General features: G+C 53.4%; 11 protein-coding genes. 5 read left to right on the forward strand and 6 right to left on the reverse strand.

Going from position 1 to position 16815, the window contains the following annotated elements; all coding sequences use genetic code 11:
* The 3 genes from CODIS_RS10475 to CODIS_RS10485 all read left to right on the forward strand — a co-directional run.
* On the forward strand, nucleotides 1–5397 hold a 5397-nt coding region (locus CODIS_RS10475), incomplete at its 5' end, for an Ig-like domain-containing protein (RefSeq protein ID WP_154723090.1).
* Nucleotides 5394–8402 (forward strand): diguanylate cyclase domain-containing protein, encoded by a 3009-nt coding sequence (locus CODIS_RS10480; protein ID WP_069124773.1) that lies wholly within the window; start codon nucleotides 5394–5396, stop codon nucleotides 8400–8402. The genes CODIS_RS10475 and CODIS_RS10480, both read left to right, overlap by 4 nt.
* A gap of 203 nt (nucleotides 8403–8605) precedes the next feature.
* Nucleotides 8606–9640 (forward strand): FAD:protein FMN transferase, encoded by a 1035-nt coding sequence (locus CODIS_RS10485; RefSeq protein WP_162420192.1) that lies wholly within the window; start codon nucleotides 8606–8608, stop codon nucleotides 9638–9640.
* A gap of 43 nt (nucleotides 9641–9683) precedes the next feature.
* On the opposite strand, the gene bioA is transcribed toward CODIS_RS10485, so the two are convergent.
* On the reverse strand, nucleotides 9684–10973 hold the full coding sequence (gene bioA / locus CODIS_RS10490; protein WP_069124774.1) for an adenosylmethionine--8-amino-7-oxononanoate transaminase: 1290 nt from the start codon (nucleotides 10971–10973) through the stop codon (nucleotides 9684–9686).
* A 463-nt stretch (nucleotides 10974–11436) separates the two neighbouring features.
* Between bioA and CODIS_RS10495 the strand changes: the two genes are divergently transcribed.
* Nucleotides 11437–11682, forward strand: a complete 246-nt coding sequence (locus CODIS_RS10495) for a CDGSH iron-sulfur domain-containing protein (protein WP_069124775.1) — start codon at nucleotides 11437–11439, stop codon at nucleotides 11680–11682.
* A 30-nt stretch (nucleotides 11683–11712) separates the two neighbouring features.
* On the opposite strand, the gene CODIS_RS10500 is transcribed toward CODIS_RS10495, so the two are convergent.
* Complete coding sequence (locus CODIS_RS10500; RefSeq protein WP_069124776.1) at nucleotides 11713–12840, reverse strand: GGDEF domain-containing protein; 1128 nt, start codon at nucleotides 12838–12840, stop codon at nucleotides 11713–11715.
* Nucleotides 12841–12898: 58 nt separating this feature from the next.
* A complete protein-coding gene (locus tag CODIS_RS10505) occupies nucleotides 12899–13930 on the reverse strand; it encodes a thioredoxin family protein (protein ID WP_069124777.1) in 1032 nt (343 codons plus the stop codon).
* A gap of 258 nt (nucleotides 13931–14188) precedes the next feature.
* Here CODIS_RS10505 and CODIS_RS10510 point away from each other — a divergent pair, with 258 nt between their 5' ends.
* A complete protein-coding gene (locus CODIS_RS10510; RefSeq protein ID WP_069124778.1) occupies nucleotides 14189–14743 on the forward strand; it encodes a hypothetical protein in 555 nt (184 codons plus the stop codon).
* Between the two features lie 19 nt (nucleotides 14744–14762).
* Here the strand turns inward: CODIS_RS10510 and cysQ are convergent, their stop codons facing one another.
* Genes cysQ through CODIS_RS10525 form a run of 3 tightly spaced genes read right to left on the reverse strand, consistent with a single transcriptional unit; the run spans nucleotide 14763 to nucleotide 16810 of the window.
* On the reverse strand, nucleotides 14763–15554 hold the full coding sequence (gene cysQ / locus CODIS_RS10515) for a 3'(2'),5'-bisphosphate nucleotidase CysQ (protein WP_154723091.1): 792 nt from the start codon (nucleotides 15552–15554) through the stop codon (nucleotides 14763–14765).
* A gap of 1 nt (nucleotide 15555) precedes the next feature.
* The gene (gene nudE, locus CODIS_RS10520) at nucleotides 15556–16122 is read right to left on the reverse strand and encodes an ADP compounds hydrolase NudE (RefSeq protein WP_069124780.1); all 567 of its coding nucleotides are present in this window, start codon (nucleotides 16120–16122) and stop codon (nucleotides 15556–15558) included.
* A 16-nt stretch (nucleotides 16123–16138) separates the two neighbouring features.
* Nucleotides 16139–16810, reverse strand: coding sequence for a hypothetical protein (locus tag CODIS_RS10525; protein WP_069124781.1), 672 nt, complete (start codon nucleotides 16808–16810; stop codon nucleotides 16139–16141).
* Between the last annotated feature and the right edge of the window lie 5 nt (nucleotides 16811–16815).

Here is a 16815-nt window from a genome sequence, read left to right on the forward strand (position 1 = left end):
GGCACCCTGACCCTCAACGGTGACGGGACTTTTAGTTACACCCACGACGGTAGCGAGAACTTTACTGACAGCTTCACCTATCGAGTCACCGACAACGATGGTGAAACGGCCGACGCCACGGTGACGATCAATGTGACGTCGGTGAGTGATGCGACCCCAGTCGCGAATGCCGACAGTATTACCGTTGCTGAAGGCGCCACGGCGACCACTCTGGTGGGCGGTTCGTCAACGGTCCTCAATAACGACACCGGTCTGGGTGATACCCCGGTGATAGTCTCACTCATTACGAATGTCACGAATGGGTCGCTGACCCTCAACGGTGACGGGACTTTCAGTTATACCCATGACGGTAGTGAGAACTTTACCGATTCATTTACTTACCGCATCACCGACAACGACGGTGAGACCGCCGACGCCACGGTGACGATCAACGTCACGCCGGTGAGTGACGCTACGCCGGTCGCCAACGCGGATAGCATCACGGTCGCCGAAGGTGCTACGGCGACCACCCTGGTGGGCGGTTCGTCAACGGTCCTCAATAATGACACCGGTTTGGGTGACACGCCGGTGACGGTGAGTCTGGTGACGGATGTGACGAACGGCACCCTGACCCTCAACGGGGACGGGACCTTCAGCTATACCCATGATGGTAGTGAAAACTTCACCGACAGCTTCACTTATCGCGTGACCGACAACGACGGTGAGACCGCAGACGCCACGGTCACCATCAATATCACTCCAGTCTCCGATCAAACGCCAGTGGCGAATGCTGACAGTATCACGGTCGCCGAAGGCGCTACGGCGACCACCCTGGTGGGCGGTTCGTCAACTGTCCTCAATAACGATACTGGCCTGGTTGATGCCCCAGTGACGGTCTCACTTGTTTCGGATGTCACTAATGGGTCGCTGACCCTCAACGGTGACGGGACCTTCAGCTATACCCACGACGGTAGTGAAAACTTTACCGACAGCTTCACCTATCGAGTCACCGATAACGACGGTCAGACCGCTGACGCCACGGTGACGATCAATATCACCCCAGTAAGCGATGCAACCCCGGTGGCCAACGCCGACAGTATTACCGTCGCCGAAGGCGGTACAGTCACTACCCTGGTGGGTGGCGCGTCAACAGTCCTCAATAACGACACCGGTCTGGGTGATACCCCGGTGATAGTCTCACTCATTACGAATGTCACGAATGGGTCGCTGACCCTCAATGGTGACGGCACCTTCAGCTATACCCACGACGGTAGCGAGAACTTTACTGACAGCTTTACTTATCGGATCACCGATAATGATGGTCAGACCGCTGACGCCACAGTGACGATCAATATCACGCCGGTGAGTGACGCTACGCCGGTGGCCAACGCCGACAGTATTACTGTCGGCGAAGGCGGTACGGTCACCACCCTGGTGGGTGGCGCGTCAACTGTCTTGGACAACGATACCGGCCTGGGTGACACGCCGGTGACAGTCTCGTTGGTTACGGATGTGACGAATGGGTCGTTGACTCTCAACGGCGATGGCACCTTCAGTTACACCCATGATGGTAGTGAAAACTTCACCGATTCATTTACTTACCGCGTGACGGACAATGATGGTGAAACAGCCGATGCCACGGTCACGATCAACGTGACCCCGGTCTCCGATGAAACCCCGGTGGCCAACGCCGACAGTATCACGGTCGCTGAGGGTGCCACGGCGACCACCCTGGTGGGTGGCTCGTCAACGGTCCTCAATAATGACACCGGTTTGGGCGACACACCAGTCACTGTAAGCCTGGTGACGGATGTGACGAATGGGTCGCTGACCCTCAATGGCGATGGCACCTTCAGTTACACTCATGATGGTAGCGAGAACTTTACCGATTCATTTACTTACCGCGTGACGGACAATGATGGTGAAACAGCCGACGCCACGGTCACCATCAATATCACCCCAGTCTCCGATCAAACACCAGTGGCGAATGCCGACAGTATCACGGTCGCTGAGGGTGCCACGGCCACTACCTTGGTGGGTGGCTCGTCAACTGTCCTGAACAATGACACCGGTTTGGGTGACACGCCGGTGACGGTGAGTCTGGTCACCGATGTGACGAACGGGTCACTGATCCTCAACGGCGATGGCACCTTCAGTTACACCCATGATGGTAGTGAAAACTTCACCGACAGCTTCACTTATCGCGTGACCGACAACGACGGTGAGACCGCTGACGCCACGGTGACGATCAATGTGACGCCGGTAAGTGACGCTACGCCGGTCGCCAACGCAGATAGCATCACGGTCGCCGAAGGTGCTACGGCGACCACCCTGGTGGGCGGTTCGTCAACTGTCCTGAACAATGACACCGGTTTGAGTGACACGCCGGTGATGGTGAGTCTGGTGACGGATGTGACGAACGGCACCCTGAACCTCAACGGGGACGGGACCTTCAGCTATACCCATGACGGTAGTGAAAACTTCACCGACAGCTTCACTTATCGCGTGACGGACAACGACGGTGAGACGGCTGATGCCACGGTGACGATCAACGTCACGCCGGTGAGTGACGCTACGCCGGTCGCCAACGCGGATAGCATCACGGTCGCCGAAGGCGCCACGGCGACCACCCTGGTAGGTGGCTCGTCAACTGTGCTCAATAACGACACCGGCCTGGGTGATACCCCCGTGACGGTCTCACTCGTTACGGATGTCACCAACGGCACCCTGACACTGAACAGTGATGGTACCTTCAGTTACTCTCATGACGGTAGCGAGAACTTTACCGATTCATTTACTTACCGCATCACCGACAACGATGGTGAAACGGCCGACGCCACGGTCACCATCAATATCACTCCAGTCTCCGATCAAACGCCAGTGGCGAATGCTGACAGTATCACGGTCGCCGAAGGCGCCACGGCGACCACCCTGGTGGGCGGTTCGTCAACTGTCCTCAACAATGACACCGGTCTGGGTGATACCCCGGTGACGGTAAGTCTGGTCACCGATGTGACGAACGGATCGCTGACCCTCAATGGCGACGGCACCTTCAGTTACACTCATGACGGTAGTGAGAACTTCACCGATTCATTTACTTACCGCGTGACGGACAATGATGGTGAAACAGCCGATGCCACGGTCACGATCAACGTGACCCCGGTCTCCGATGAAACCCCGGTGGCCAACGCCGACAGTATCACGGTCGCTGAGGGTGCCACGGCGACCACCCTGGTGGGCGGTTCGTCAACTGTCCTGAACAATGACACCGGTTTGGGTGATACCCCCGTGACGGTTTCACTGGTCACCGATGTGACGAATGGCACCCTGACCCTCAACGGTGACGGGACTTTTAGTTACACCCACGACGGTAGCGAGAACTTTACTGACAGCTTCACTTATCGAGTCACCGACAACGATGGTGAAACGGCCGACGCCACGGTCACCATCAATATCACCCCAGTTTCCGATCAAACGCCAGTGGCGAATGCCGACAGCATCACCGTCGCTGAAGGTGCCACGGCCACTACCTTGGTGGGTGGCTCGTCAACTGTCCTGAACAACGATACCGGTCTGAGTGATACCCCGGTGACAGTCTCGTTGATTACTGATGTGACCAACGGTATCCTGACACTGAACAGTGATGGCACCTTCAGTTACACTCACAACGGCTCGGAAAACTTTACCGACTCTTTCACCTATCGGGTGATGGATAACGACGGCGAGACCGCCGATGCCATAGTGACGATTAATGTAATATCAAACAATAATCCCCCGGAGGCTTCAGACACTAACATCAGTGTGTTAGAGGATAATGTCTACACGGGCAATCTGCCGGCTGCCGTTGATGGTGATGGGGATACGGTTACCTATCGATTAGAGAGCAATCCTGTTCACGGCAGTATCACTTTAGATATGGATGGCGGATTCAGATATACGCCTGATGCCGACTATCATGGCGCCGACAGCTTTATCTATAGCGTGAGTGATGGCAATGGTGGGAACAACAGTTACCTGGTGGAGATTGACGTTGTTTCGGTAAACGACTCGCCAGTCATAACCAGTCATGATGAGAATGAAAATGTACTACTCTCATTGGAGGAGAATGCCACCCTGGTGACCATGGTCACCGCCGATGATCCTGAGAATGATGCCATCAGTTTCGCTATCGATGGGGGTGCCGATCTGGGATTGTTCAGCATCGACCCCATAAGTGGTGAAATGGTGTTTACCCATGCACCGGACATGGAGAATCCACTCGATGCCGATCAGGATAACCTGTATCAGGTTCAGGTGCTGGTATCGGACGACAATGGGGGAGCGGACCGCCAATCCTTCACGATCGAGGTTACGGATGTGGATGAATTCGATGTGGGTCTGCTGATAGACGTAGAGGATACGCCCGATGCGATCCCGCTTTCGGGTTCGCTCAGTGACGGTGTCGGCATCACTGTTTGGGCAGAAGATCCCGATAGTAGCAACAATCGAATCACCTACAGCCTGGACGACGATTCAAACGGACTTTTTGCTATCGATCCGGCCAGCGGCACCATTACCCTGGCATCAACCGTTGAGAACCGGGATGCCTCGCAGTTTGGGATCACGGTGCGCGCCACCAGTGAAGACGGCTCCTACTCCTTGCATACCTTCCATATCGCCTTCAACAGGGTGATCGACACCACCCCCGAGCCGGAACCGCCCTATCTTGACGATATTATCTTTGATCTGGATCCTGAGGAACCCGTTGAATCTCAGGCTACAACGGATAAAACCGGACCGCTGCAGCAGCCCCCCACTGATGCCGATACTGTTTCAGAGGAATTGAGCAGTGAGGATCAGGAGGCATCGCATTCGACCGGAATCGAAGAGCGGACTCGGGTTATCATTGAAGATATTGAACGTCCTGCCATCAAACGTCTTTCCCCCTCCCTGTTTCCAGAGGACAGTCGCAATAGCTATCGTTACGACTATTACCAAGCCCGTTTGACTCCGCTACCGGTTGCGCCCGAGGAGTTACCAGTATTCGATACCAGTATCGGTGAGTTGATCGAGGTGCCTGAGGCAATATGGCATCTGCTTGATTCCATGAACAGTGAGATGTCTGAACACCAGAGGGAGCAGGTATCGACTGACAGGATAACGGTGCAAACCGCCACATTCGGTACCCTGGCGTTGTCCGCCGGTTATGTGGCCTGGCTGTTACGTGCCGGCGTGCTTTCTGCCAGCCTGCTTTCGTTTACGCCGCTGTGGCGGCAGATCGATCCGCTGCCTGTTCTCTCAGCGCATGCCAAGCGGCGTGACGAGGATCAGGATCATCCGCCAGAGGAAGATCCTGACGAGAAACGGTTGGCCAAACTGTTTGATCGAAAGAAAAAGCCAAGAAAAAATCGATTCATCTTTTTTAGAAAGGATTCATGATGTTCCGAATCAGTCCGACGATCAAGATCACTATTGGATTGGTAATGCTCACCCTGAGCATTCTTTTACTCGGGCGTTTGATCGGTATTGTTCCAGATGAAGACAAGACGGCCCTGCAGGCAAGAAAACAGTTTTGTGAGTCGCTGGCGGTGCAGGTTTCCTCCGCCGCTTCTAAAAATGACCTCGAGATCCTGCGCGCAACCCTTGATACGGTGGTGGAGAGGAATGATGATGTCCTCTCAGTCTCGCTGAGCAATAATCGGGGTGTTTCCCTGATTTCAGGCGATCACGAGAAACACTGGGTGAACGTGCCTCTGGATAAATCCACCTCGACCCATGTGCGGGTGCCAATCATGGCCAACGAGAGCCGCTGGGGCACCCTGGAGGTGGCATTTACTCCCTTAAACAGCGAATACGATCTTTCATTTGGCACACTTGGCGGACTGTTACTGTTCGTTGCCCTGATGGGGTTTGTCCTCTACATGATCTTTATCAAGCGGACCCTGCGTGAACTCGATCCCAAAGCGGTGATACCTGAACGGGTCCGTTCCGCGTTCAATGCGCTTTCCGAGGGGCTGATTATCCTGGATGAGAAAGATCAGATCATATTGGCCAACGATTCCTTTACCGAGAAAGTCAACATCGAAGAAGATGCCTTGATAGGTCGGCGGGCGGACGAATTGGCTTGGCGTAAAAGGGAGAAGGGGATTAGGGCTGATGTCTTTCCATGGCGCACCAGCATGCAGAATATGGAACGAAAAACCGGAATCCCGATGCATCTGCAGTTGACGAACAAAAACGAACGAACATTTTCTGTCAACACCGCCCCGATCTTCGATGGCAAAGGCAGGCCGCGTGGAGTGCTGGCGACCTTCGATGACATGACCGACTTGGAGAAAAAGCACCGGGAACTCCAATCGACCCTTGAGAAACTACGCACTTCCGAAAAGGCGTTACGGGACAAAACCGTTGAACTTGAACTGCTGGCCACTCGCGATCCATTGACCGGTTGTTACAACCGACGCGCATTCTTCGAGAAGTACGATGCACTGTTCGAGTCCGCTGTTAAAGAGGGAACCGGGTTGGTCTTCATGATGATCGATATTGACAACTTTAAATCGATCAATGACCAATATGGTCATGCCAATGGCGACAAGGTGATTAAATTTATCGCCGAAACCCTAATCGTCAACTCGCGGCCTGAAGATGTCGTCGGCCGCTATGGCGGTGAGGAGTTTTCACTGGTCATGCCGCATGCGGATCAGGAAGAGGCGATGGTGCTGGCGGAACGGCTGCGAAATGAGATTCAACAGAAGGGTCATGACCTGTTTACCGACAAACGGACAGTGACAGCAAGCTTTGGTCTCGCATTGAGGGCGCAAGATACGGATGATCCGATGCTACTGATCAATAATGCAGACGATGCCCTCTACCTGGCTAAGGAACAGGGACGCAACCGTGTTATCGCCTGGGATCCGGATCTGACGGATCAGGAGCGGGCGAGGGAAAAAGCAGAGCGTGATAATGAGGAGCTGAGTGTAAGCCTGACCGATGGGCAGGCGGAAAAGATTCTTCGGAGTGAGCTGCACAGGTTGGAGGACGTGGTGCGTAATCTCGAATCGGAACTCGAATACAGCCGGGATGAGATAAAACGCCGTGAAGGAAAGGATGAACTCACAGGGCTGCCCAATAAGTTTATATTCTCTGATCGCATTCTTCAGGTCCTTGCCCGGTGTAAACGTTATGAGAAATCAGCTGCTCTGGTTTTCATAGATATTGATGATTTCAGTAGTATCAATGAAGAGTTCGGTTTCACCAATGGCGATCGAATACTTAAGGTCATTTCGGCCAGGTTGGTCGATACCTTGCGGATTACCGATACTGTCGCGGTCATCGATGAACAGAATGATAAAGAGTCATCCACCATATCCCGTGTGAATAATGATGAATTCGCACTGATTCTGACGGATGTAACCGATATCGAATCGATTACCTGGGTTGTCCGACGTATTCTGCAAGGTTTGAAAAAGCCGATCGAAATCAATGACCAGGAGTTGTTTGTTTCATTCAGTGTCGGTATCGCACTCTACCCGCATGATGACGACACCCCTGCCGGTCTGATGCAAAAGGCGAGTTCGGCCCGGTTTGCCGCCAAACGGGAACAGGGAAGCAACCACATCCACTTCTTCTCACCCGATATCAACCGGGATGCCTATCACAAGGTCTGGTTGGAGAGCCAGTTGCACAAGGCGATCGTTCGTTCTCACTTTGAACTGGTCTACCAGCCGAAGTTCGATCTGAAGAGCGGGCGCATCGTTTGTATGGAGGCGCTGGCTCGATGGCCACATGCAAAGGTCGGCTTGATACCTCCATCTGAGTTTATACCGGTCGCTGAAAGTACGGGGTTGATACATAAGTTGGGAATATGGGTGTTGAGACAGGCAATCCTGGATCTGAAACATTGGCACGACGCCGGTTATACCGATCTCCGAATTGCCGTCAATCTTTCAGCCGTACAGTTACGTAAAACGAAACTTACTCAAAAGGTGCTTGAAAGCTGTGAACAAACAGGAATTGATCCCAGCTTTGTGGAACTCGAGATAACCGAAAGCGCATTGGTGGAAAATTACAATCAAACCACGCCTGTTATGCAGGCAATGAGCGAGGCGGGTATTCATTTCACTCTGGATGATTTCGGCAAAGGTTTTTCATCGCTCAGCTATCTCAGAGTATTGCCAATCGAAGCAATCAAGATAGACCATTCATTTATCGAAGAGACGCTGCCGACTGAATATGACCAGACCATCATCAATGGCATCATTTCCCTGGCCAGGGGGCTGCGCCTAAAAGTCACCGCCGAAGGTGTTGAGACCGAAAACCAGAAAATGGTATTGACCAGGCTTGGATGCGACGAAGTCCAAGGTACGCTCTATTGTGAGCCGGTTTCGTCTGAACAGGCACTATCCCTGCTGCAAACCTATAACAAGACTGGTGCCGGTGAATAGCGTTCTGCTTTTGTATCCGCAGAGTCTTGGGATACAGTCTTGCGATTTCGGGTACTAAGATACGAAGATTGAGTCGGGGCAGGCATATACCCTTTATCTCGGCTTGTGTTAAACAGCTGCACAAGCACCGTTCGAATGAGTATAGTTGCGCTTCAGATGACAAGCTTTCCAAAGGTTACAAAGTGCAATCGAGCTGCCGTATATTGCTGATATTTGTTGTGCTGATCGGTATTGCCGGCTGTGAACGAGGCCCTCGGGATCATCAGCAGACCCTGCTGGTGTTCGGCACCTTGCTGGATGTTAAGGCCTATACCGATAACCCGGTAGAGTTTGATACCGCGGTAAAAGGTCTGGAGCGGACCTTTCAGGATATGCATAGGGAGTGGCATGCCTGGAAAGGAGATGGCGAGCTTGTTCGTCTCAACCGGGCGATTGGGCGGGGCGACGCCATAACCGTCTCCCCCGAGCTGGTGGAATTGCTGCTTAGGGCCAAACAGTATGCGGAACAGAGTGGTCATCTTTTCAATCCTGCGATTGGAGGACTGATAGCGGAGTGGGGTTTTCACAGTGATGAACCCCCGGGAGGGCCTCCGCCAGATGGCAATAGGATTGCGTCTTTGATCGAGGCGGCACCCTCCATGGCCCAACTTACCTTTGAACAGAATCGCATCCTCTCTTCCAATCGGGCAGTGGCTTTGGATCTGGGTGCCTTCGCCAAGGGATATGCCTTGAATATGGCGATACGGCAGTTGAAGCGGTCCGGTATTGCCCACGCTATCGTCAATGCGGGTGGGGATCTCTGTGTCTCCGGCAGGCATGGTGACCGGCCCTGGACGATCGGTATCCGCCACCCCTTGGCAGAAGGGGTGATCGCATCAGTCAAGGTGTCAGATGGTGAGTGTGTGCTTACTTCCGGGAACTATGAGCGATATAGGGAGTATGAAGGGATACGCTATGCCCATATTCTCGATCCGCGAACAGGTTATCCGGTGGAGCACGTGGCCTCGGCGACGGTGATCAGCATGGATGGTGGGCTGGCCGATGCTGCGGCCACCGCCTTGAGTGTCGCCGGTCCCGGGCAGTGGGAGAACATTGCCGTTCAGATGGGTATAAACGAGGTGATGCTGGTGGACGAGAACGGCGATGTCCACCTTTCCCCGAGTATGCGTGACCGTATCGAATTTCAGCAACACATCGACCGGGTTATCGTCTCTCCCCGGCTCAACGCCGGGTCCTGACCAGCCGGTACCGTTTAAAGCCAAGGAAGAGTGTCAACAGATCCTAGATCGGACACTTCTCAACGACCTTGAAAACCGCCGATGTCAGGGTATTGAGATCATTCTGGTCGATAATGTAGGGAGGCATCAGGTAGACCAGCTTGCCGAAGGGTCTGACCCACACGCCGGCATCGACGAAGCAGGGTTGCACCTGATTCATATCCACAGGTTTCTTCATCTCCACTACCCCGATGGCGCCCAGCACACGCACCTCATTGACCTGTGGCAGTTCCCGGCAGGGCGCCAGCCCTTGCTGCAGACCGGTTTCGATGTGCTTGATCCGTTCCTGCCACGGGGAGTCGAGCAGCAGATTCAGGCTGGCCAATGCGGCACTGCAGGCCAGGGGATTGGCCATGAAGGTGGGACCGTGCATAAACAGGCCGGGATCACCCTGGCTGATGGTTTTACTGACCTCTTCAGTGGTCAGGGTTGCCGCCAGGCTCATGGTGCCGCCGGTGAGCGATTTCCCCACACACATGATGTCAGCGGCTATTTTCGCATGTTCACAGGCGAAGAGCTTGCCTGTGCGGCCGAATCCGGTGGCGATCTCATCCAGGATCAGCAGCACACCATATTGATCGCAGAGACTGCGAACCTCTTTCAGATATTCACTGGAGTAGAAGCGCATTCCACCGGCTCCCTGCACGATAGGTTCCAGGATAACGGCGGCGATATGCGAGTGGTGTTTCCTGAGTTTTTTCCTCAGTGCCTTGGCGCCATCCCCCTTACAGGGGTGGCCGAAGTAACAGCGGGGTGCATCGACAAAGAGCTGCTGCGGCAGGATTCCCGAGAAGAGGGTGTGCATGCCGGTATCCGGATCGCACACGGACATGGCGCCGAATGTGTCGCCATGGTACCCCCTGCGGATAGTGAGAAAGCGCTGCTTCTCAGGCAGCGCTTTATCGCGCCAGTACTGAATGGCCATCTTCATTGCCACTTCCACGGCAACTGATCCGGAATCGGCAAAAAAGACAGTCTGTAGCGGGCCTGGGGTGATTTCTATCAGTTTTTCTGCCAGTGCAACGGCGGGCTGATGGGTGAGGCCCCCGAACATGACATGGGGCATGGTATCCAGTTGCTGTTGTATAGCCCGTTTCAATTCCGGGTGGTTATAGCCGTGAATGGCGCACCACCAGGACGACATGCCATCAATCAGTTCACGTCCATCAGCCAGGCGCAGCCGAACCCCATCCGCCGAGACAACGGGAAAAACCGGCAAGTCGGAGCCGACGGCGCTGTAGGGATGCCATACATGTTGATTATCGAAATCGATCCAGTCCAAATTTTCGCTCATGTCCGCTGAAGTGGTCTCATCTGGGGGTATTTGACAGATTTATCGCCTCGACAGGCGATCGAACCAAGGCTTGCCCCGTCACTCACCGTTTCCCTTGTCAAATGGCTTAATAGTTTAACGCTGCATGTTACAGCATTATGGCGAGATCGCGTCATTGTGCGTTTCGGCAAATGCGCAAATCGTATTCAACACGCTTTTTAAGTGGTGATTTTTATGAAAATCAGTTGGTTATAGGCCTGCGTGCGGGTGCTGCAAAACCCCTTCCAGGGAGCCTGTAAACGATTTATAGTGTCGCCGATCGGTTAGTGTAATCCGTCGCGGGGAAGAGGTTAACAGATAATAATCAAGGATGTTGCCGAGTTAATACCAATGAAGATATAAATAATCAGGTGATTTACACTCCAAAATAACGACCCAATGAGCCAGTAAATCGGTTCGAGCCTGAAAATAAGAGGAGAATGATATGGGCAAACCTGTAGTAGCCGCAAAGCAACCTATCGATGTGGATCTTGTCGCTGGCAAAGAGTACTGGTGGTGTGCATGCGGACGTTCATCCAACCAACCCTTCTGTGACGGCTCACATCAGGGTACTGGGATCGAACCACTTGGATTCAAGGCGGAAAAGAACGGTGAGGCCTGGCTCTGTCGCTGTAAACAGACAAAAAATCCTCCCTATTGCGATGGCAGTCATAAACAGGTCGATGATTGATCATCAATCATGCGAAAAAGGGCCTGAAGCTCACCTTTCGCTGGAATTGATTTCATCGGGAAGCGCTTTGTCGGTCTGGTGATATTCGATGCGGTTTCGGCCATTGGCTTTTGCCGTATAGAGGGCTTGGTCGGCATTCGCCAGGAGCCGTTGCCCATCGGCCTTCTGTTGGGATTTGCTCGATAAGGGCAGTGTTTCACTGACTCCGATCGATACACTCAATTGCAGTGTTGAGCCATTGTCCAACGGGATCGGTTGGGAGTTGACTTCCATGCGGATCCGTTCAGCCAGCATCAATGCCTCGTTGAGACAGGTTTGGGGAAGTAGCAGTGCGAACTCCTCCCCGCCAAACCGCGTGGCGATATCACTGGCACGCAGCTGGGAACGGATACGGTTTGCCAGTTCTCTTAAAACGATGTCACCTGCCTGGTGGCCGTAAGTGTCGTTGATCTGTTTGAAATGGTCGGCATCGATGAACAGGCAGCTCAATGGTTGGCGATAGCGACCAGCACGGGCGAGCTCTTCATCGAGGCGCCGATCCAGGTAGCGGCGATTGTGAAGTTCGGTCAAAGGATCGGTAAGGCCGCTGATCAAGATATGTTCACGGTTGACAGTATTCTCCAAACAGACGCTGCAAATGGTGGCAAGGCGGGCGAGAAAATCGGTGGCGAGCTGGCGCGAGAAGCGGCTCTGTTCACTGCTGCCCAGATTGATGCTGCCAATCAGTCTGTTGTGTCGAACCATGGGCAGTATGGCTATGCTCTCGATACCCGCAGGATCAGAGAAAAGCAAGTCGTACTCAGGGCTTAAAAACGAACCAAGCCAGGGACTGCGCAGTCGCTGAAATCGAGGATTGACTGTAACCATGTCATCGACGAATTCGAGTAATGGAAAGGCCTTCTCATCCAGGCCGTTTTTATATAGCAGATGTCGGATTTCGTGATTGGGATCGTGCAGCATTAGATGAAGGGATTCGATCTCAAAGGAGGTTTTGAGTCCTTCAGTCATGCAGCTAAGGAGTTCAGGCAGTGTCTCGGCGCCCAACAGCTCCAGTTCGCGGGCATGAAAACGCCCCAGTGTCTCCTGGTTCTCCTGCGCCTTTTGGGTTAACTCCCGTAGGCGTGCATGGAGGAGTCGATTCTCTTTTTTCAGGTCCATTGTGCTGTACACAGATCAACTGGTCAGTCATATCGGCTTAGCGGTGTGCATCTTGAGACTAGAAGTCGCTATTGACGCGCCAGCGCTGATAATTGGGTTCCGCTACATATCCTCGGCTGGTGATGAAATTGATGACTTTGCGCAGACGATAGAAACGGACGACAGAGTCGACGCGAATGATCTCATTGCCCTGTTCATCGAAAAAAACCAGTGAGGGGGTGTAGAAGAGCCCGAGATCCTTGGCCCATTGAAAGGCAGTCGTCTTTTCACCGTTGGGCGTGATGACGGGGGTCTTCTCGCCAATATTGAGTTGAACGTTATCAAAACCTCGCAGCAGCCTGTTGATGGCCGGGTCACGGAGCGGTTGGCCATGCAGTATGTCGCAGGCGTGACAGTTGCCCTGCTCGAAATAGACCAGCAATGGGCGTTGGCCCGGAAAGCGGCTGCGATCCAGATTGTGCGGCGGCGGGATGAAATAGTCCTCTTCGTTTAAATCCCCCGGTTCGAAAGCGGTACCTGATTCACCCCGTGCAAGATAATCGGGGAAAGACTCTTTTAGGTAATGTCCATCGGCGACATATTCCAGGGCGGCGCGAAACTGGTAGGGTGGATAATAGCCGCGCAGGCGTAATGCCTCCTTTCCCTGTCTATCGTAGAAGATCAGTGAGGGGGTGAAGTTGGTATTCTGCCGCATTGCAAACTCCCGCTGTGTGATCACATCCTTATTCAGGATTGTGACCTCTTCGGTGCTCCAGATATCGATCGGTACGATATCGAAATGTTTGCGGGTATAGGTGGTGATATCGCTGAGGCCGAAATTCACATCCAGCAACATCTTGCAATAGGCGCATCGCTTCTGACCGAAATAGACAATCAGGCCACGCTTGTCGTTCTGTACCGCTTCCTCCAGGTCGTCAGGCAGATCCAGAAAACTTTTCTTGAACCATTCGGGGTATTTTAATAGCTCTTCGAGCGGGAAGTCGTCGAAAGCGTAGACGTCACTTTCGGAGTCGATAGCAAAGGCGTTTGGCTTGAATGCCGCCGTCAGTATCGAAACAACAATTGCGGTGTTGCGGAGTAGCTTGTTCATGGGCATGTTTCACCAGGGTGATAGTTGTTGCCCGGAGCTTAATCTTATTGGTCCAGCCGCCATAAAAAGCTGCTTAGACGCGTAAACCGGTTGGAGAAGCGGCCAGTTGTTATAATATTGATATATAAAACGCTACAATATTTCAGGATAAATATAAAGATCAGCATAGTAAATTGAAACCGCACCGGTTGGCTGTGAGAAGAATATATACCTCGTTTTCCGGTCTGCACACCACACAACTCTTTTTGGGGGAGTAAGATGAATAAGTACCTTTTGCATCTGGCAATTATGAGCCTGCTGGCGTTTCCGCTATATGCGGCTGTGGATGGCGATCCTGCCGAGTACTGCAAACAGGCCGCTGAACTGTATCAACAGGATGATATCGCGGGTGCCGTTGAGGAGGCCAAGTGGTGTCTGGACTCACTCGAGCAGATCCAACAAAGCCGCAAGAGCGACAAGTTCGCAAAGGAAATCGCCGGTTGGAAGCGTGGCGAGATAAATCAACAAAAAACAATGGGTTTTTCCATTATCGAGACCACATACAGCAAGGACGGCAAAGCCATAAAAGTCAGCTACAACAGCGGTAGCGGGGGTATGGCTGCCATGTTCAGTCAAATGGGTCTGGCCGGCGGAGGTAAGAAGATCCGGCTGGGCCGCTACACCGGCATGGTGATGGAACAGGGATCGCGCAACGAGATCATGATCGGACTCAAAATGACGCCGGGCATGATTACTCTATCTTCCACCAATGCGTCAGTGGAAGAATTGAGGGCCTTCGCCAAGGCGTTCCCCGTGAAGGATATTGATCAATGAACTGATCTCAGTGACGTGATCACAGATAATCGGACCATTTCCGGTCGGGATCACCAAAAGCCAGAAAGTGTGGGTTAAGCAGTGAATCCTTGGTGTTGTATTCAAGGGACTGCAGGTCGAGGGTGGTCACCCTCCCTCCTGCCGCCTCCACAACGGCCTGGGCTGCGGCTGTATCCCACTCCGAGGTGGGGCCGAGACGCGGATAGATATCGGCCCTGCCCTCCGCAACCAGGCAGAGTTTTAATGAACTGCCCATACTCACCAGTTCATGCGCACCCAGTTTTTCCAGGAACCGCTGCAGCGAATCGCCGGCATGTGAGCGGCTGCCCGCAACCCGGATAGGTTTTCTGCATCGATCCACGACCCGTATCGGCCGGGCCGGCTGGTCGGCTTCCTGTTTCCAGGCGCCGCTGCCTTGAATGCCATAGTAGGTTGTACCCAGGACCGGTGCATGAACGATACCCAGGATCGGGGTATGTCTCTCGATGAGGGCGATATTGACGGTGAATTCACCATTTCGCTTGACGAATTCCCGGGTTCCGTCAAGGGGGTCTATCAGCCAATAGCGTTGCCACTGCCGGCGGGTGTAAAACGGGACCTCGGATGACTCTTCAGAGAGCACCGGAATTTCCGGCGTGAGTTGCTCAAGGCTGGAAACAATAAGTCGATTCGCCGTGGTATCGGCTGCGGTCAATGGTGAGTTGTCCTGCTTCTTTTCAACCATGAAATCAGTGTTATAGATAGCCAGGATGGCATCACCAGCCTGGTGGGCCAGTTGCAACAATTCGTTGATGGAGGCGGGTATGCTCATGCTACAGCCTGCTTGGGTTGGCATCAACAGAACCTAACAGATCCCTGGTTAAATATAGGGCAGCGATAGAGCGGGCCTCGCTCAAATCCGCCTGGGCGATCAGTTCATCCCATTTCGACAGTTCCCAGGGTACTACTTCGATCGGTTCAGGTTCATCACCGGATTGTTTATCCGGATATAGATTCCGCGCAAGAATAACATGGGTCTGATGACGGATATATGCAGGCGCGATAGTAAACGTCTTTATCAGGCGCAGGTCGCGGGCTGCGTAGCCGATCTCCTCGCGGATTTCACGATTTGCCGCTTGCAGCGGGTCTTCACCCGCCTCCATGCGTCCTTTGGGAAGACCAAGCTGGTAGTCATTGCTGCCGACGGAGTATTCGCGAATCAGCAGAACCGTATCATCGTCAAGCATCGGCACAATCAGAACAGAACCCCGCTCACCCCCGAGCAAACGTTCATACTGGCGCTGCTGACCATTGCTGAATTCAAGTTGCAACTGTTCGACACGGAACAGCCGGGTCTCAGCGATCAATTGCCGAGAGTGGATAGTGGGCAGTTTGGACATGGCTATCAGTGGTCTTCTATGGCTTATTGACAGGTTCTAATATTTGAAAATCCATTTCGGTAAACAGCTTACCCTGGAACCAGCCATTCCAATAGACTCTGCCGTCACGCAGTCGGGCATGTCCGGTATCGAGAGGAAGCGGTCGCATGGTGATGAAACGGATCTTATCGGTGGGAAAGTCAACCTGTAATGTCAGCTGCATGGGATAATAACCGTCGAGGAACCTGCGCATATAAGGGCCGTTGCGCAGTTGATAACCGTGCGGGCCTGACCGATGCAGCGATTGGCTCTCAGCCTGGAGACAGAGTGATGCGCCTTGGCGAACATCCCGAAGCTCGATCCTTGCGTCGATCACCCGGCTTGAACCGATATTCTCAGCCCTGAGCAGCTTGATATGCCGAATGCGCTGCGGGTGGTAGACGATCTCGAGGTGCGGTACGGCATCGAGATGCCTGTGGCACTGCTGTAACTCGACCCAACCGTCATGCAGGCTACCCTCACTGATCCGAATCCGGTTAATATGGTGGTGAACTGATTCTGCGGGTGGTGTCAACAGGAACTCCAAATCGCCCTCATTGACTGCCTCGATGGTAGATTCAAGATCCTCATCGGGAAATTCAAACGGCTCCTCCTCCGCGGCGGCAAACCACGGTAATAGAGAGAGGAGCAGTAAACAGATCAAAGGCATAGGTA

This window comes from Candidatus Thiodiazotropha endolucinida (assembly GCF_001715975.1).
GTDB classification, from domain to species: domain Bacteria; phylum Pseudomonadota; class Gammaproteobacteria; order Chromatiales; family Chromatiaceae; genus Thiodiazotropha; species Thiodiazotropha endolucinida.